General features: G+C 62.2%; 21 protein-coding genes and 1 tRNA gene. 8 read left to right on the forward strand and 14 right to left on the reverse strand.

Going from position 1 to position 14,650, the window contains the following annotated elements; all coding sequences use genetic code 11:
- Positions 1–311 precede the first annotated feature (311 nt).
- Positions 312–845, forward strand: a complete 534-nt coding sequence (locus EU800_RS29105) for a site-specific integrase (protein ID WP_371685633.1) — start codon at positions 312–314, stop codon at positions 843–845.
- An 11-nt stretch (positions 846–856) separates the two neighbouring features.
- Complete coding sequence (locus EU800_RS14185; RefSeq protein WP_129633478.1) at positions 857–1,297, forward strand: hypothetical protein; 441 nt, start codon at positions 857–859, stop codon at positions 1,295–1,297.
- Positions 1,298–1,432: 135 nt separating this feature from the next.
- Here EU800_RS14185 and EU800_RS14190 read toward each other — a convergent pair whose 3' ends face one another.
- The 3 genes from EU800_RS14190 to EU800_RS14200 all read right to left on the reverse strand — a co-directional run bounded on the left by EU800_RS14190 (position 1,433) and on the right by EU800_RS14200 (position 2,735).
- Positions 1,433–1,645 (reverse strand): hypothetical protein, encoded by a 213-nt coding sequence (locus tag EU800_RS14190; RefSeq protein ID WP_129633480.1) that lies wholly within the window; start codon positions 1,643–1,645, stop codon positions 1,433–1,435.
- A gap of 112 nt (positions 1,646–1,757) precedes the next feature.
- On the reverse strand, positions 1,758–2,012 hold the full coding sequence (locus EU800_RS14195; RefSeq protein WP_129633482.1) for a hypothetical protein: 255 nt from the start codon (positions 2,010–2,012) through the stop codon (positions 1,758–1,760).
- 309 nt (positions 2,013–2,321) lie between these two features.
- A complete protein-coding gene (locus tag EU800_RS14200) occupies positions 2,322–2,735 on the reverse strand; it encodes a DUF805 domain-containing protein (RefSeq protein ID WP_129633484.1) in 414 nt (137 codons plus the stop codon).
- Between the two features lie 710 nt (positions 2,736–3,445).
- On the opposite strand from EU800_RS14200, the gene EU800_RS14205 reads away from it, so the two are divergent.
- Positions 3,446–4,564, forward strand: coding sequence for a hypothetical protein (locus EU800_RS14205; protein WP_129633486.1), 1,119 nt, complete (start codon positions 3,446–3,448; stop codon positions 4,562–4,564).
- 149 nt (positions 4,565–4,713) lie between these two features.
- On the forward strand, positions 4,714–4,869 hold the full coding sequence (locus tag EU800_RS26850) for a hypothetical protein (RefSeq protein ID WP_165354671.1): 156 nt from the start codon (positions 4,714–4,716) through the stop codon (positions 4,867–4,869).
- Between the two features lie 5 nt (positions 4,870–4,874).
- Here the strand turns inward: EU800_RS26850 and EU800_RS14210 are convergent, their stop codons facing one another.
- Positions 4,875–5,096 (reverse strand): transcriptional regulator, encoded by a 222-nt coding sequence (locus EU800_RS14210; RefSeq protein ID WP_129633488.1) that lies wholly within the window; start codon positions 5,094–5,096, stop codon positions 4,875–4,877.
- Between the two features lie 94 nt (positions 5,097–5,190).
- Here EU800_RS14210 and EU800_RS14215 point away from each other — a divergent pair, with 94 nt between their 5' ends.
- Genes EU800_RS14215 through EU800_RS14230 form a run of 4 tightly spaced genes read left to right on the forward strand, consistent with a single transcriptional unit; the run spans position 5,191 to position 6,622 of the window.
- Positions 5,191–5,562: a hypothetical protein gene (locus EU800_RS14215; protein ID WP_129633490.1), complete on the forward strand. Its 372-nt coding sequence runs from the start codon at positions 5,191–5,193 to the stop codon at positions 5,560–5,562.
- 30 nt (positions 5,563–5,592) lie between these two features.
- Entirely contained in the window at positions 5,593–5,838 is a 246-nt protein-coding gene (locus EU800_RS14220; protein ID WP_129633492.1) for a hypothetical protein, read from the forward strand.
- Positions 5,835–6,125 (forward strand): hypothetical protein, encoded by a 291-nt coding sequence (locus tag EU800_RS14225; protein WP_129633494.1) that lies wholly within the window; start codon positions 5,835–5,837, stop codon positions 6,123–6,125. The genes EU800_RS14220 and EU800_RS14225 overlap by 4 nt, the downstream gene beginning before the upstream one ends.
- Positions 6,122–6,622 carry a hypothetical protein gene (locus EU800_RS14230; RefSeq protein WP_129633495.1) on the forward strand — a complete coding sequence of 167 codons (501 nt, stop codon included), beginning with the start codon at positions 6,122–6,124 and terminating at the stop codon, positions 6,620–6,622. Before EU800_RS14225 ends, EU800_RS14230 begins: the two co-directional genes overlap by 4 nt.
- A 251-nt stretch (positions 6,623–6,873) precedes the next feature.
- Here the strand turns inward: EU800_RS14230 and EU800_RS14235 are convergent, their stop codons facing one another.
- The 10 genes from EU800_RS14235 to EU800_RS14275 all read right to left on the reverse strand — a co-directional run bounded on the left by EU800_RS14235 (position 6,874) and on the right by EU800_RS14275 (position 14,594).
- Positions 6,874–7,122 carry a DUF982 domain-containing protein gene (locus EU800_RS14235; protein WP_371685634.1) on the reverse strand — a complete coding sequence of 83 codons (249 nt, stop codon included), beginning with the start codon at positions 7,120–7,122 and terminating at the stop codon, positions 6,874–6,876.
- 233 nt (positions 7,123–7,355) lie between these two features.
- A complete protein-coding gene (locus tag EU800_RS26855) occupies positions 7,356–7,520 on the reverse strand; it encodes a hypothetical protein (RefSeq protein ID WP_165354672.1) in 165 nt (54 codons plus the stop codon).
- Between the two features lie 201 nt (positions 7,521–7,721).
- Positions 7,722–7,898: a hypothetical protein gene (locus EU800_RS14240; protein ID WP_242500582.1), complete on the reverse strand. Its 177-nt coding sequence runs from the start codon at positions 7,896–7,898 to the stop codon at positions 7,722–7,724.
- 56 nt (positions 7,899–7,954) lie between these two features.
- Positions 7,955–8,161 carry a cold-shock protein gene (locus EU800_RS14245; RefSeq protein WP_129633501.1) on the reverse strand — a complete coding sequence of 69 codons (207 nt, stop codon included), beginning with the start codon at positions 8,159–8,161 and terminating at the stop codon, positions 7,955–7,957.
- 522 nt (positions 8,162–8,683) lie between these two features.
- Positions 8,684–8,760 (reverse strand) — tRNA-Arg (locus EU800_RS14250).
- 93 nt (positions 8,761–8,853) lie between these two features.
- Positions 8,854–9,951: a methyltransferase domain-containing protein gene (locus EU800_RS14255; protein ID WP_129633503.1), complete on the reverse strand. Its 1,098-nt coding sequence runs from the start codon at positions 9,949–9,951 to the stop codon at positions 8,854–8,856.
- Positions 9,952–10,047: 96 nt separating this feature from the next.
- Positions 10,048–10,980 (reverse strand): glyoxylate/hydroxypyruvate reductase A, encoded by a 933-nt coding sequence (locus EU800_RS14260; protein ID WP_129633505.1) that lies wholly within the window; start codon positions 10,978–10,980, stop codon positions 10,048–10,050.
- Complete coding sequence (gene rodA, locus EU800_RS14265) at positions 10,980–12,134, reverse strand: rod shape-determining protein RodA (RefSeq protein ID WP_129633507.1); 1,155 nt, start codon at positions 12,132–12,134, stop codon at positions 10,980–10,982. The genes EU800_RS14260 and rodA overlap by 1 nt, the downstream gene beginning before the upstream one ends.
- 4 nt (positions 12,135–12,138) lie before the next feature.
- On the reverse strand, positions 12,139–14,058 hold the full coding sequence (gene mrdA / locus EU800_RS14270) for a penicillin-binding protein 2 (RefSeq protein ID WP_129633509.1): 1,920 nt from the start codon (positions 14,056–14,058) through the stop codon (positions 12,139–12,141).
- Positions 14,055–14,594, reverse strand: a complete 540-nt coding sequence (locus EU800_RS14275) for a rod shape-determining protein MreD (RefSeq protein ID WP_129633511.1) — start codon at positions 14,592–14,594, stop codon at positions 14,055–14,057. Before EU800_RS14275 ends, mrdA begins: the two co-directional genes overlap by 4 nt.
- Positions 14,595–14,650 lie beyond the last annotated feature (56 nt).

Consider the following 14,650-nt stretch of genomic DNA (forward strand, 5'->3'; position numbering starts at 1 on the left):
ACGCGCTCCCGCAATTCCATAGGATGTGGCTTGCCCATTCCTACCCCCTATATCTGCCTCACAAACAGAGAACCATGGGCGCCACATCTTGGGAATCCTGAATCCGATCAGCTTGGGAACGCTCTAACAGGGTCAGGGCGTACTTGAGAACATTCACGCGCTGGGCGTCCAGGCGCGACTACATTGCTGAGGACGTCGGGCACGCGATCGAGGGCGGCGGAAGTGAGATGCCGCGGGACCGAGTGCTAGGGCTTTCTGATATTCAACGTATCTACCGCGCGACACATGAAGTCGGAGACCTGTTCGGCCCGATGTTCCGCTTGTTGGTCCTGACAGGCCAACGACGCGGGGAAATCGCTGCGTTGCGCTGGTCGAACGTTAACTTTGACGAGACGCGAATTGAATTGGAGGGGCGGCAGACCAAGAACCGGCGACCCCACATTACGCACCTGTCACCCCCTGCTCTGGCAGAACTTCGAACTCTCCAAAAGAGACGTCTTCCAACGGGTTTTGTCTTCACCACCAGCGGAAGGACACCTTCGTCAGGGATATCCCGGGCGAAGGCCCGCTTGGACAAAGTGCTCGGCGACGACATCGAACCATGGAGGTTGCATGATCTTCGCCGCGCGATGGCAACGGCTCTCGCGGCGGCCGGCGTACCGGAGGGCGTCGTTGACAGGATTCAGAACCACGCCGCCAGCGGTAGCGCGCCGAGCGCCGTGGCCCGTGTCTACCAGCAATCCGACCTGTTGCCCCAGAGGGCCGAGGCCCTCAACCAATGGGGAGAAATGGTCACCGGAACCCCTGAGGGTAGAGTGAGCCTCCGTGGGAGCACGGTTGGGTAAAAGGAGATTCGATGCCAGGGCCAGATAAAGAGAAACCGAAGCAACGCCCGATTGAAGCATTCACCGAAGGAGTGGCGCGGGCCAAAATACCTGACCTCATCGATTTGGTGGAGTTCCTGCTGTTTCACAGGCTGCACGAAATCGGCGTGCAATCCGCGCAATGTCGTGACAGTGCAGGCGCCATCGTGGACGCAGTCTGTGTGGCGCTTTGTGATACATCAGTCGACCTCCAAGCCAATGGAGTGTCTGCTGTAATCCGGGGAATCTGCATCTGTGGCGATGAGCAACCGCTTGAACTGTGGTGCAGCATGGCCTTGGAGATTTGGAGTAGCTGCGAGAAGCTTGTGATGGAGAGCTTGCAGGACAACACTGATCTCGAAATGGAACTCTTTGCTCTGACCGAGAAGGGCGAGAGAACTATCGAAAATCTTGGGTTATCTTATGCTTGGTGAACTGCCGCGGAACGGCCGAAGACGCCTGTCTCTCCGACCACCGTCAGATCCTGTCCGTGTGGCCCGCTTTCCCTGGATGGAGCTAAACGCACGCATGGCGGAGCGAGCCGAAGCTACCGCCAGTCGAAGAGTTGTTCAAAGATTGGCCAAGTAGAAGACTGCTGCTGACAGCAATGCAGCAAAGAGATACCAACCAAGCTCGTGAAATGGATGAGCGCGAATAAGCTTCCACGCAATTGGGTCCTTATGCCTGTCCCATGTGCGCCATGTCTTCCGATACGCCGGAAAGAGCCAAACCTGCGCGACTTTTGACCCGGCTAACAGGCCCACCAACAGAATTGCGGTCATCCAGAGGCTCATTCTTCGCCCCCACATCTCCCGGTTTGAGTCAGACGACTGCCTCAGAGCAGAGCATGGCAACTCGCCGTTTCAGTCCCTCTGCTTCCGCAGTAGACTTGAGCTATCCCATTGGCTGGAGGCGACCGCGCGCCGTGTCGCCGCTTTCGCGGTCAGTGACGACCAGGATGTCACCCGAGACCGTGGCCGGCTGGCAATCGAGCCGGCGCTGCATTCCTATGCACAGCTCGCCGTCCCTGACATCCCAGGCGCCATCGAAGCCGAGCGGGAATCTGATCGTGACATCACCGTCGCGAACGACCGCGGTGCGCGACCCGACGGGCTCAACAGTGAGCGCGCCGTTTGCCCGGAAAGTCATGTTAAACGCTTCAGGTTCACCGGGCTTTGGCCCTCCGTCGGGCCGAAGCTGCACTTTCTGTCCGGTTAATCTCGTGCGAAGTTCGTCCGCTGATACCTGGGGACCCATTTCCGTGCAGCCGGAAATAACGGCGGCGCAAGCGAAAACGCTCAAAACTCTCGTCATTTTTTTACCTCCAGCTTCATGTAAACCCTTGTACGATAGCAAGCGACTTGGCTTCGGGTCCACCGCCGCCGACTTAGGGCTTCGCCGCGACGAAATCTGCGGGGCCCGCCGCTTGCGCGATGCAGAAACAGCAGAGGCGAGAGCCTACGCCGTGTTCAGCGGGTCTTCGCCAAAACGATTGGGACCTGCGGTTCCCTTCGTTGCGAACCAGACGATCAGAACAATGACACCGATCAACGGGATCAAACCTAGCCAGTACCACCAGCCGCTGCGGTCCGTATCGTGCAGCCGCCTCACTGACACCGAGATGTAAGGCAGGACCACGGCCAATCCGAAAATCGAGGTGAACGGAGCGAAATCTGTTTCAGAGGACACGCTGGCGGTACCGTCGGTCGCTATCGTTGTCGTCTCGCCGAAAAGAGACAGATCAACGATGGAAAAGACGATCCCCAAGCCATAGGCGAAAAGCACAAACCACCAGAACTCTGAACGTGGCGCGCGACCGGAGAAGGTAACATATTTACTCAAACAGGTCTTTACGGCTTCAGCGAATCCCATTGACGTGTCCCCACAAGAATTGTTCCCCGGATCATACACTCAAAGGCGGTCGCAAGAAGAATTTTCCAGCGAAGGCGGGGCCGTTGCCGGTTGGATTGCCTACGGCGCCGCTCTGAAGGAAGGGCGCAGTCTGTTCCTGAGCGACGGGAGTTAGGGCAGTGGAAGGCGGTGGCTGGTCTGTCCCACTTGGGACACACGAGACCAAGGGCGATGACCGCGCCGCCGCATCGAGAGCGGATAGAAACTCGGGCCAGAACCTTCAGGCTTCTGGCGTGAATTTGGTGCTCTGAGCCGAATCCAGTAGTATCGCCTCACAAGGGAGGGCGACCCTCATGCCAGGACTGCTTCTGCATCACGTTTCCTATCCTGTCAGGAATGTTAAGATTTCGGCCGCATTCTCAAACAAGGCGTCAGGTGCCCGAAAACTGGCAAAGCGGGCCCAAAATTTTTGATGGGTGCGCAAAATCTGGAGCAATGTGATCGAGGTGAAATTCTACTTGGGGAATATCGGGTGAAGTGAACTGAACATTTCGTTTTTGCCCATCAGAAAACGGCTATGATTTGGGAAATATCGGATAAGACAGGAGAAAATCAGAGGTAGTTCGGCACCTGCATCGGGTAAGAAATCCGTTGTCAGAGCCTGCCTGGGGCGGCATCATAACGAACAAAGAAAGAAATTTGGGCGAGACCGGTTCATGCCAGACACCCAATTGCCGCTCGCGGTGGTTTTCGATCCGGAGCGTATTGCCGACGTAATAAATGGCACCGCCGCCGCGCTGGCCACGCAGCTGGCGCTCAGCACCGAATGGGAACCGGACGATTCGATCAGTTCCGGCGTTCTACAGCTCGCCGAGGACATCAACCCTATCAGCCGGATCTACAACTACTTCACGACCGGCGACTCGCGAAGCTCGGTTGCTGGCGCGGTCGCCGTCAAGATCGATCCGATGCGCCGCGCCCGCCTGTTCGCATCCTTTGTGACCGATTTCCAGGACAAGTTCGAACGGAATGCCGTCGCAGGTCCATTCTTTGCCTATGCCTACTTGTCGGAGCTGGTCGCACGTGCGGATCGGGCTATCCGGGCGACCAACGAGCAATTCGCCGGCGCGCGCGCCGCGAACAGCAGGGTCAGCCTCCAACTCAACGACGCGCTCGACCGCTGCTACCGGATCAGCGTCGCCGCGAGCGTCGCCTTCTTGGTCGTCGGCTGTCTGCCTGTCGCGGCAGGCGGTGCGACCGCGCTCATGGCTAGCTCGGCCTGGACCGGGACGGCTATGGCGTCGTCCGGCACTGCCGGTATGGTGATGCTGAAGGTCGCCGGGGTCGGCCTTGTCTACGGCACGCTCAACAGCCTCGCTTTCGATCCGGAAAGCGTGAAACGCGCGCGGGTATCGGGGGCGTCGCTCGGCGCGGGCGCGGTTGCCGGCGGGACCAACGCTGGTAGCACGTTCCTGCAGACTGGGGTCGAAACCGTGCGGATGCGGGAAGCGCAGACCCGCCTCAACCAGGCTGCCCAGGACGTGAACAACGCCAACGCTCAGCGGCCAATCCAGGAGGCTATGCGGGCCGCTCGCGCGCAGCAAGGCCCCATCCCCCCCGGCCCAGGTGCCCCCAGCGTACCCCGCTACATTCCCGGCGGCATGAACGAGGTGCAGCGTGAGTTGCTCAAACGCCGGGAAGAACGTATCGCGGCGGAGGTGGCGAAGAAATACAGAATCGTCTCGCGCACAGGGTCGGGCATCTTCATCGGCGTCGGGCTCTACCTCATGCGAGGTGAGATCAAGGACGCTTGGGACGGCCTGACCACCGGAACCGACCGCACCCGCTGATCTCGCAATCCGTAGGCTGTCCGCAACCTTCGCCACACTCTTTGCGGGTTCTTTCATTTGTGGACGGATATTCTATCCCGACCTGCCAAGGCCCGGGTCCAGGCCACCAGGCCGGCCAGCTACATCAGCCTGATGTCCGAAGCGTCCTCATGAACGACACGCCGCAGATCATTCAGCAATTGGGCCGCAATCTTCCCGATTTCCTCGCCCTCTACAAGGATTGTGCCCACGCGGACGTTCTCCTCGGCATTCCCTCGGACTTCGCGGCGGGCGCGTCCAGCCTCGAAGGTGGTGACCTGGATTGAGTTGGTCATTTCAAGGCCACTCCCGGCCCCGCCGCCACCTCTCCTGTTTCTAGGAACTGGATTCCCTGGGCTTCGAGGGCAAGCCGCACATGTTGAACGGTCGATTCCTTGCCGGTTCCTTTGTCCAACTTGTTGAGTGTGTTTCGGTGCAACCCGGTCAATTCTGCCAACTCCGGGTTGCTCAAGCCTAGTGCTGCCTTCGCCATCTTGAACTGCTGCGGTGTCATTATCATTCCAACTATGCTAATAGCACATTATTAGTATTGACAGCACATTCTGTCGGCCCAACTTTTATGCTAACAGCACACACCGAGACACGCAATGACCTACGACCGCCGCGCCATCATGACAGCCGCCTGGACGCGTCACCGCAGCATCGGCGCAGACGCATTGGGCCGAATGACCGTCGTTGCTCGCCGTGGCCGGCTCGCCAATTGCCTGCGCATGGAATGGCAAGCCGCCAAGTTCGCCGTTGAACAAGCGCAGCCGCGCGAGCCGGTTTCCAAGGCCGAAACCATCGCTGCTCGGATCGTGGATTTGGAAAACCGCGACCGGCTCGGCTGGGCCGGTATCGAGGAGCTGAGCAACCTTCGCCGCACTCTCTTTCAGACACAGCGCGAGGAAACCGCCAAGCTGGTGCCGTTCCGCAGCATTCGCCTTCCGATCATCATTCACGGCCAAAGAGCCGCGTAATCGACCACCTCAACGACAGGAGACCGTTCAATGACAGAACAAAGCGCCAGCGCGAACGATACCGGCATGACTTCCGAACAGATCATGACGGCCGCACAGACCGACGCCTGCTATCTCGTCGGCATCCTCGAAGGAATCGACATGCTGCTGGACAGCCTGAACGATTCCGAGAGCAAGGCGACGAATGCCATCTACTCGCTGGTCGTTGTGGCCAAGGAGAAGGCCGACGAACTGAACAATCGGCTCGACAGCATCAACATCGGGAGGGCGTCGTGATTACTCTCGAACAATTGCGCACCGCCGACACGCGGGACATTGCAGACGAGTTGGCCTATGCGATTGCCGCGCTGATCAATACCGCGCGCATGTCGCTCGAAAACGAAAGCGGCGGTGCAGGATCGGAACAAAGAGTGGCAGATGCCGCCGCGACGCTGGAAATCGCCCTGGCGCTGACCTCTGCCTGCATCGACGGGTGCGACATGCTGCAACGCGATGCCAAGCGCGGAGTGTGGAGCGATGACGCAGAGTGGCGGCGCGGCGCCGCCAAGCGCGAGGCCGCATGAACTGCTACCCCTCCAACCGCGCGTGGTCCGACCGGTTCCTGCCCGAGATCAAGCGCACCATCGGCGCCCACTTGCTGGAGAGGGCGCCGGACCCCGAGGACTGGCACAACGCCACCGACCTCATGATGCTGGACGCCAAGGACCTGCGCATTGCCGCGCGGGTCCGCCGTCCCGGCTATGCCAACCGCTTTCCCTACGACTTCACGATCCGCTCTCGCATCCCTTCCGGCGCCGAAACCGAGCTGTCCAAGATAGTGAACGGCAAGGGCGACTGGCTGTTCTACGGCCACTCCAACGAGACGCAGACCGGGCTTTTCTCATGGTGGCTGCTGGATCTCCGCGCCTTCCGGGCCGGCCTGATCCGACAGGTTCAGAACGGTTTCCCGATCCGCTCCGGTGACCGCGCCAACCCGGACGGCACGTGGTTCAAGTGGTTCGATATCCGGTCATTCCCGAAGTATCCGCCGATTGTCGTGGCGGGATCGGAATGCTGCTAGCCCAAAGTCTTGTTGATCGGAAAACTTGGCTGATGGCTGATGGCTGATGGCTGCGTGCCGCTACCACCCGGTAAATTACGCCGCTTCGCGGGTGCCGCGATAGCAATCGCGAGCGTTCACAATCAGACCGGTCGTTGTGGGAATTTGCGGTGAGCGGAGGAGAGGGATCGAAACGACTCTTCACCGCGTAGAGCCGCCCGAGAAGAAAGGGGTCCTGAACTGCTCTGCGGCCAAGCAGGTTTCCCAATGTTTCACATCGCAGCGCCGGGAGCGAACCCCGCAGACGTGGCCGCAACCAAGAAAGCGCGGCGGGCGTCTTCGACTGGGCTCATGCAGTCCATCGCGGATTCGACCTGCGCGAGCGCTGTCGTCCGAGCGCCATCGGAGACGGGCCATTTGCGGCGCAACCAATAGCGGGCCTTCTCGATCGTGCAGATATGCTCGATGTTGCCATCTTTCGGGGCAATCAGGACCACGGGTTGGCCCCACTGAATTTCCATCACGTGTATTGTCTTTCGATTGTTGGGTATCCGTGCCGCCACGCATGGGCGGGCCTTGCGCCGCGAACCAGTCGGGCTTGGCGCGGGGATTGCAAGATGTCCGGCGGCGTGCGCCCCCGGTGGGCTCCCTTTCATCACGGCGGGCAACCTGTCCACGTCGTGCAGGGAACAGGCAAGTTCGGGGCGGCCCCGCCGTCGCAGCATGGCGCGCAAATTCTGTTGGCCGGTGCGGCTCAGTTGTCCTCGTCGTTCCGTGCGCTTGGCGCATCCTCGGCGGGCTCCGCCTTCGCCGCGGGGTATTTGCGGAAGCCGAAGCCCTTGGCCCCGGGACGTTTCTTCGCCGGCGTGCTCAGGAATTCCTTGAGATCCAGCTGCTTCTTCGGGCACGAATAGCCCATGATCGGTCTCCTCAACCTGTGTAGTGGCTCCGGAACCTGCGGCAAGGCGAACCTTGCCGCAGCTCCTCCGGGCGAGCCAATTGCGGAACGGACGGCCCCACTCAGCGGCCGGCCCACTCGACGCACTCACCTGGAATTCCGGTGTTCTGTCGGACGGCGCCTTGCGGCATGGAACTGCACGACAGATGTGTCGTTAGACGTTCAGTCCATTTCGCCGAGATCACGCTCTTCGCGGGCAGCATTGAGGCGCGCCGTCTTCTCGGCGCGCTCCCCGGCTTCTTCCTCCAGCACGCGCCGAGCGTTCGTGGTGGTCCTGTCAAGCTGGGTGACCGGCTCAGAGGCCTTCACCCTGACAGAAACGCCGCGCTTCAGACGCATGCCTCTGTTCCCGTCCAGAGCCGGAACACCCGCCAGCGGGCCTTCCGGCGCCGGCTTCAAACGAGTGCCAGGTTGTTGGCGGATTCGCGGCCATCACGGCCAGATTCTACATCGAAGGTCACCTTCTGACCGTCGTCTATGCGGGTGATGCCGGCGCGCTCAACAGCCGAAATGTGCAGGAAGACATCCTTGCTGCCATGTTCGGGCTCGATGAATCCGAAGCCCTTTGTGCTGTTGAACCATTTCACGGTGCCATTGGCCATTTCCGTGGTCTCCTTGATAATGCTGCCCGCATAATCGCAGCAGCCCGGCTAAAGTCGATCCAAGTCGATCAACCGAAACCGGGTCAGCGGAAGCAGAATTTCGAAGAGAAGAAACGTGAGCCCCTGTTAAATGTGCGCCGCCGCGCACTATTGCAAGGATTCTTTTGTTGAGCCCTTCGTCAGTTCACAATCCTTCTGTGCGAACCACCGAAAATGTTCAGCCTTCATCCGGTGCAAGTGCGGGGTGGCCGAGCACGGTAGAGAGTAGAGTACTGCCGAGAATGACCGTAAGGTAGGCGAATTTTCTGTTCGGCACCATGTCAGCCTCTCGTCCTGGCCCCCCCTTATCCGTTCATCGTCCGAAGTGAACGAGACCGTCAGCAAGACCTACGCGGCTGAGTAGCGGCGGCACGAACCAGAAAATCGGCGTCGAAACAGGGGCATTTGTCCCCCATATGTCCCCCAATTCGAGCGGGCATGACAAGTGCACCCGCGAATTCTCACTTAAGTATTTGAAATTCTTGGCGACCCCACGAGGACTCGAACCCCGAACCTGCTGATTAGAAGTCAGCTGCTCTATCCAGTTGAGCTATGGGGCCGCCGGAGTGCCCGGTGGCCGGACACAGGCGTTTCATAGCCGCAATATCGCTGAAAACGAAAGGCGAAACTTGTGGGTGATGCGAGCGGAGCAGTCAATATCCCCGAGACCGGGACGCCTCGAAGATCGGATCCCAGATCGAGCTCAGCGGCGGATGTCTCGGTGTCAGCTCCGGGCCGATCAGCTCGGCATCCCGGCGCAGGCTGGCGGTCTTCCGGGACCCCAGGCCGGGCATGAAAATGCGCGGGGCGATCTCGGAGCAGGCAAGCGTGTCGAGTTGCGCGCGGAACTCTGTGTGCGGCGCGATCAGCACGGTGCCCGGGCGCACCGAATTCACGATCTTGCGCTCCAGTTGCTGCATCAGATCCGGGTCCTTGATCGGCCGGTAGAGATAGATCACGTCAAAATAGTCGTAGGACTCGAAGGCAAGCGCATCGCCCTCAAGCAGTTCGAGCCGCTCGGGATCGGTTTTCCCGAAGAGCGCGCGCGCCGCCTCCGCATAGTCGGGATCGTATTCCATCCCATAGGCCGCGTCGAAGAACTCCAGAGCGGTGAGCACCTTGAACCCGCCGCCACAGCCGACATCGATGAAACGCGTTCCGGTGTGGCGACCCTGCGCCTTCAGGATGCGCCAGGCGGCCATGCAGAGCGCCACGAAGTCTGATTGCGGAAGGGCGATGTCGGGGAAGCAGTTGTTCGCAAGGGCGACGGCGCTCTGTTCATTGGGGTTGTGCAGGTGGTGCAGCCGGTCGAGCATCCGGTCGGCGGCACTGAGGGCCGTGAGGTAGACCGGCCCGGCCGTCGTGTTACCCACCGTGAGCGGGTGGCGGCGCGGCGGGCACTGGCGCTGGATCAGCGCGTGGACCTCGTCCCACCGGTTGATCCAGTTTCGCACATGGCCAACCTGCGCCGAAAAAGCGAGCCAGTCTTCCGGCACGATCCTTCGCTCTTCGCCGCCGATTTCCTGCGGCGCGGCGGATGCGTGATAGGCGGCGTCGAACTGCGTGAAATAGACCCGGAGCGGCACGATCTGCCGGGTGATCGCGGTCTCGGCCGCGAAGATCCGTTCCTTGTTCATCTTTCGCGGCCGGGCGAGTTCCCCGGCAATGGTCTGGCATTCCCGGGCAATGCCGTCGGTGAGGGTCTGAAGGCGAGCCTTCATCTCGTCGAGGCTCGGTTGCCCGGGTGCCATGGTCAATTCTCTGCGTCCTGAGGAATGCACAAATAATGGTGCCAGCCTAGGCGAAGGCACCGGACCGGTAAACCCGGGAGCGCGTCTGCGAGCGGCTCAGTATCCGCGGTCGCGGTCGACCAGGTGCAGGAAAGGAAGGCCGGCCTCGCCGCGGCGGATATTCTCAACCACCACCTGCGCCGCCGTCTCGGCGCGGGTCGCGGAGGCAATATGCGGGGTCACGGTGACGCGCGGGTGCGTCCAGAACGGGTGCTCCGGCGGCAGCGGTTCGGTGCGGAAAGTGTCGAGCGTGGCGTGCGCTATCTGCCCGCTGTCGAGTGCTGCGAGCAGGGCGTCGTCGTCGATCAGCGCGCCGCGTCCGGGGTTGAGCAGGATGGCGCCCGGGTGGAGTTGGTCGAGATGGGCGGCGTTGAGCAGGCTCTCGGTTCCGGGCGTGAGCGGCAGCAGCAGCACGAGGATCTCGGCGCGTGCCAGCGCCTGTTCGAGCCCGCCGGGATCGGAAAGGCAGGTGACGCCGGCGACCTCGCGGGCACTCCGGCTCCAACCGGTCACCGGGAAGTTCAGCGCCGCGAGCGCCTGCGCGCAGGCCGCGCCGAGCGCGCCGAGGCCAAGCACCGTCACCGGACGGTGGCGCGCCAGCGGAGGCACTTTCGGCACCCACCGACCGTCCTGATGGGCCAGAACGTGGTCGATGTCGAGGTGGTGGCGCAGGACGTGGCCGACGACCCATTCGACCATGCCCTCGGTCAGCCCGCCGTCAACCATTCGTGCCAGAGGCACCTTCAACGTCTCGTTGCCGGTGACGTTCTCCACTCCGGCCCAGAGGTTCAGAACCGCCTTGAGCCGGGTGTATGGGGTGAAATCCTGAACGTCGGACCCGGGCGAATAGACGATGTAGTCGATCTCCTCCGGCGGGCCGAGATCGGGCGCAAGCTCTGCCGCGATGCCGGCCTCGGAAAGCCAGTGGAAGAGGTGCCCCTCGTATTTTGGCCAGAGGGCCGGTTCGGCGGCAAAGAGGATCTTCGGCATCAGATGTTGCCCCTCGGACGGTGGACATGGGCCGACTGCACCAGGCCGAAGGCAGCGAGCAGCACCAGCATGGCGGAGCCGCCATAGCTCACGAGCGGCAGCGGCACGCCGACGACCGGCGCAAGCCCCATCACCATCGACATGTTAACGGCGAAGAAGAGAAAGAAGGTGCCGGCAATGCCGATAGTCAATAGCGAGGCGAAGCGGTCCTTGTTGGACATCGCCGAGGCGATGCAGAAGACGATGATGAGCCCGTAAAGCGTCAGCAGCGAGGTGGCGCCGACGAAGCCGAACTCCTCGGCCAATGTGGTGAAGATGAAGTCGGTGTGTTTCTCGGGCAAGAAGTTCAGGCGCGACTGCGTGCCCTGCATAAAGCCGCGTCCCGCCCAACCGCCCGAGCCGAGGGCGATCTTCGATTGGGTGATGTGGTAGCCCGCGCCGAGCGGGTCGGATTCGGGGTCGAGGAAGGTGTCGATGCGCCGGAACTGGTAGTCCTTGATGAGCTGCCAGGGCGTGCCGCGCGATTCCAGGACCGTCGCCACGAGGCCGATTCCGGCGCCGATCACCGCGGCGAAATAGGCCCAGTGGACGCCGGCCGCGAACATCACGATGCCGCCGCCCGCGACAAGCAGGATGGCGGTGCCGAGATCGGGCTGCTTCAGCACGAGGAAAGTCGGCAGGAGGATGATGATCACCGGTATGATCACCCAGAAAATGCGGGAGACCTTGCGGATATCGAGCCAGTCATAATAGGCGGCGAGGAACATCACCAGGGTGATCTTGGTGAGCTCCGAAGGCTGGAGCCGCATGAAGCCGAGATCGATCCAGCGCTGCGCCCCCATGCCGGTGCTGCCGAAGAGTTCGACCGCGATCAAGAGCAGGATCGATACGCCATAGGCCACCGCGGCCATGTTGCGCCAGAACCAGATTGGGACCATCGCGATGATGAACATCCCCACCATGCCGAGGGCGAAGCGCTTCATCTGCGGTTCGGCCCAGGGCGTCATCGAGCCGCCGGCGACCGAATAGAGCATCAGAAAGCCCATCGAGGAGACCGCCGTCAGCAGGAGGATCAGCCCCCAGTTGAGATAGAGGATCTTCGAGAGGCCCGTCGGGACCGTCTGGACACGGTATTCGAGATAGGAGACGGGCATCGGATCAGGCCCGGTCGCTGCCGTTGGCCGCGCCGTCCCGGCCGCGCAGGGGCATCTCTTCGAAGATCTCGGCGATCTTGGGGCGCTCGCCGGCGGGGTAGACCTCGAGCGGCGGAAGCGCGCCCTCGAGGGCTCGGGCAACGATGTCGCGCGCGATCGGCGCCGCCGCGGAGGAACCGCCGCCGCCATGTTCGACCACGACAGAAACGGCGATGCGCGGGGCGTCGAAGGGTGCGAAGCAGACGAAGAGCGCGTGGTCGCGCTGATCCCAGGGGACGTTGTTGTTGTTGACCACGACCGAACGCACCTGACTCGTGCCCGTCTTGCCTGCGAATTTCATCTCGTCAGGCAGCAGGCGCGAACGATAGGCGGTGCCTCGGCGCGAGTTGACGACCGAGAACATCGCCTTGCGCACCTGCGACAGCGTGGTGGGCGAGAGGCCGAGCGGGCCGTCGGTCAGGATCGGCTGCTCGACGGAGTCAATGGACTTGACGAGGCGCGGCAAGATCGCCTTACCGGACGCGATCCGCGCCGTCATAACGCTCAGTTGCAGCGGCGAGGCCAGAACGAAGCCCTGGCCGATGGCTGCGTTGAGGCTGTCGCCCACCATCCAGGTTTCCTGACGACGGACCTGTTTCCAGGCCTTGGTCGGCGCCAGCCCTTCGGCCACCGCCGACATCGGCAGATCGTGCCGGATGCCGATGCCGAGCCTGCGCGCCATTTCCGAGATCTTCTCGATGCCGACGCGCTCGGCCAGCTCGTAATAATAGACGTCGCAGGAGCGCATCAGGCTGTCGTGGAGATCGACATAGCCATGCCCGCCGCGTTTCCAGCAATGGAAGCGCCGTGTGCCGAGCGTCTTGTAGCCGCCGCAATAGATCGTCTCGCCCGCGGTCACCACGCCAGCCTCGTGCGCTGCGAGGGCCGTGACCATCTTGAAAGTCGAACCGGGCGGATAGGTCCCCTGCACACTCTTGTCAGCGAGCGGGCGGTGATCGTCCTCGGTCAGGGCCTTGTAGTCATTCACCGAGATCCCTCGCACGAAGAGGTTGGGATCGAACGCGGGTGCAGAGGCGATGGCCAGCAGGTCGCCGTTGCGAATATCCATCACCACCGCCGCCGCGCTCTCGTCGCCGAGCCGTGCATTGACGAAATTCTGCAGTCCGGTGTCGATGGTCAGTTGCAGGTCGGCGCCCTTCTGGCCCTCCTGGCGGGACAGCTCCCGCATGACGCGGCCGCCGGCATTGACCTCGATCCGCTTGGTGCCCGCCTTGCCGCGCAGCACATCCTCACGCTTTGCCTCCAGGCCGATCTTGCCGATCTGGAATTTCGGGATCTGAAGCAGCGGGTCCGGATCCTCGAGCTTGGAGAGATCGTAATCCGAAACCGGCCCGACATACCCCACGACATGGGCGAAATCTCCGCCGAGAGGGTAATGCCGCGTCAGCCCGACTTCCGGGGTCACGCCGGGCAGGGCCGGAGCATTGACGGCCACTTCCGCCACGTCCTCCCAGCCGAGCTGGTCGACGATGGTGACCGGGACGAAGGGGCTGCGGCGGCGAACTTCGCGCAGCGCGCGTTCCGCGTCATCGTCGGAGATCGGCACCAGTCGCCGAAGCTTGGCAAAGGTCTGTTCGAGGTCGTCGACATCTTCGCGCACGATGACGATGCGATAATTCGGGGTGTTCTCGGCGATCGGCTGGCCGTTTCGGTCGAAGATCAGCCCGCGCGCCGGCGGGATGAGCCGGATATTGATCCGGTTTTCTTCGGCCAGAAGGCGGAATTCCTCAGCCTGGTCGACCTGCATGTAGCGCATCCGTCCGGCGAGCACGCCCATGAAGCCCACCATCGCACTGCCGAGGACCAGGCCGCGGCGGGTGATCCGGCGGGCGCTTTCCTCGGTATCCTTAGGTGGTCGTCTCACAGGCGTTTCCCCAGTGCATCGGCTTCATTCGGGCGGGCGGCGCGGACGCCAAACGCATAATGCGACAGGAGCACGGCAAAGGGATAGGCCAGTGCCGTAAAAAGTGATCGCAGCAGCGCCGATCCGAGCGGCGGAGGGTCGGCCGCGACAAGGACCAGCGCGATCTGGTTGGCGCCGGCGACGGCGAGGATCACCGCCGTTACCGTCGCCCATTCGATCGGGAAGGGCAGGGCGCGCGACAGGTCCCGCCGCGAACGCAGGAACTCCGCAGCCACCACCATCAGCGCCGCGCCGAGGCCCGGCGGGCGCTGCAACAACAGGTCGAGGAAAAGAAAGAGCACGGCGATGAGCGGGACGGGCACGTAGGCCGGGCGGCGCAGCACCCAGGCAAAGGTCAACGCGATGGCGAGGTCGGGGCCGGGCAGGCCGCCGGCCGCGCCGCCGAGCGGCAGAAGCTGGAAAAAGGCGACGAGCAGGATAAGCGCGACGAAGAGCAGCCGGTGGCCCCAGGTGCGGGCGGTAATCGGGTCAATCATCAGCGGTACCGGGCGACGGGCGTTTTCCAGGAGACTGATAGCGGCAGGATATCACA

It is taken from the genome of Tropicimonas sp. IMCC6043 (genome assembly GCF_004146235.1).
In the GTDB taxonomy this organism is placed as follows: Bacteria; Pseudomonadota; Alphaproteobacteria; order Rhodobacterales; family Rhodobacteraceae; genus Tropicimonas.

What these genes read in the sequence shown, in the direction of transcription:
- EU800_RS14195 (WP_129633482.1), bottom strand. Translation starts at nt 2,012, where the DNA reads ATGACTTTCCGGGCAAACGGCGCGCTCACTGTTGAGCCCGTCGGGTCG.
- EU800_RS14200 (WP_129633484.1), bottom strand. Translation starts at nt 2,735, where the DNA reads ATGGGATTCGCTGAAGCCGTAAAGACCTGTTTGAGTAAATATGTTACC.
- EU800_RS14220 (WP_129633492.1), top strand. Translation starts at nt 5,593, where the DNA reads ATGACAGAACAAAGCGCCAGCGCGAACGATACCGGCATGACTTCCGAA.
- EU800_RS26855 (WP_165354672.1), bottom strand. Translation starts at nt 7,520, where the DNA reads ATGGGCTATTCGTGCCCGAAGAAGCAGCTGGATCTCAAGGAATTCCTG.
- EU800_RS14230 (WP_129633495.1), top strand. Translation starts at nt 6,122, where the DNA reads ATGAACTGCTACCCCTCCAACCGCGCGTGGTCCGACCGGTTCCTGCCC.
- EU800_RS14255 (WP_129633503.1), bottom strand. Translation starts at nt 9,951, where the DNA reads ATGGCACCCGGGCAACCGAGCCTCGACGAGATGAAGGCTCGCCTTCAG.
- rodA (WP_129633507.1), bottom strand. Translation starts at nt 12,134, where the DNA reads ATGCCCGTCTCCTATCTCGAATACCGTGTCCAGACGGTCCCGACGGGC.
- EU800_RS14210 (WP_129633488.1), bottom strand. Translation starts at nt 5,096, where the DNA reads ATGACACCGCAGCAGTTCAAGATGGCGAAGGCAGCACTAGGCTTGAGC.
- EU800_RS29105 (WP_371685633.1), top strand. Translation starts at nt 312, where the DNA reads ATGTTCCGCTTGTTGGTCCTGACAGGCCAACGACGCGGGGAAATCGCT.
- EU800_RS14215 (WP_129633490.1), top strand. Translation starts at nt 5,191, where the DNA reads ATGACCTACGACCGCCGCGCCATCATGACAGCCGCCTGGACGCGTCAC.
- EU800_RS14240 (WP_242500582.1), bottom strand. Translation starts at nt 7,898, where the DNA reads ATGCGTCTGAAGCGCGGCGTTTCTGTCAGGGTGAAGGCCTCTGAGCCG.
- EU800_RS14275 (WP_129633511.1), bottom strand. Translation starts at nt 14,594, where the DNA reads ATGATTGACCCGATTACCGCCCGCACCTGGGGCCACCGGCTGCTCTTC.
- EU800_RS14245 (WP_129633501.1), bottom strand. Translation starts at nt 8,161, where the DNA reads ATGGCCAATGGCACCGTGAAATGGTTCAACAGCACAAAGGGCTTCGGA.
- EU800_RS14260 (WP_129633505.1), bottom strand. Translation starts at nt 10,980, where the DNA reads ATGCCGAAGATCCTCTTTGCCGCCGAACCGGCCCTCTGGCCAAAATAC.
- EU800_RS14235 (WP_371685634.1), bottom strand. Translation starts at nt 7,122, where the DNA reads ATGGAAATTCAGTGGGGCCAACCCGTGGTCCTGATTGCCCCGAAAGAT.
- EU800_RS26850 (WP_165354671.1), top strand. Translation starts at nt 4,714, where the DNA reads ATGAACGACACGCCGCAGATCATTCAGCAATTGGGCCGCAATCTTCCC.
- EU800_RS14185 (WP_129633478.1), top strand. Translation starts at nt 857, where the DNA reads ATGCCAGGGCCAGATAAAGAGAAACCGAAGCAACGCCCGATTGAAGCA.
- EU800_RS14190 (WP_129633480.1), bottom strand. Translation starts at nt 1,645, where the DNA reads ATGACCGCAATTCTGTTGGTGGGCCTGTTAGCCGGGTCAAAAGTCGCG.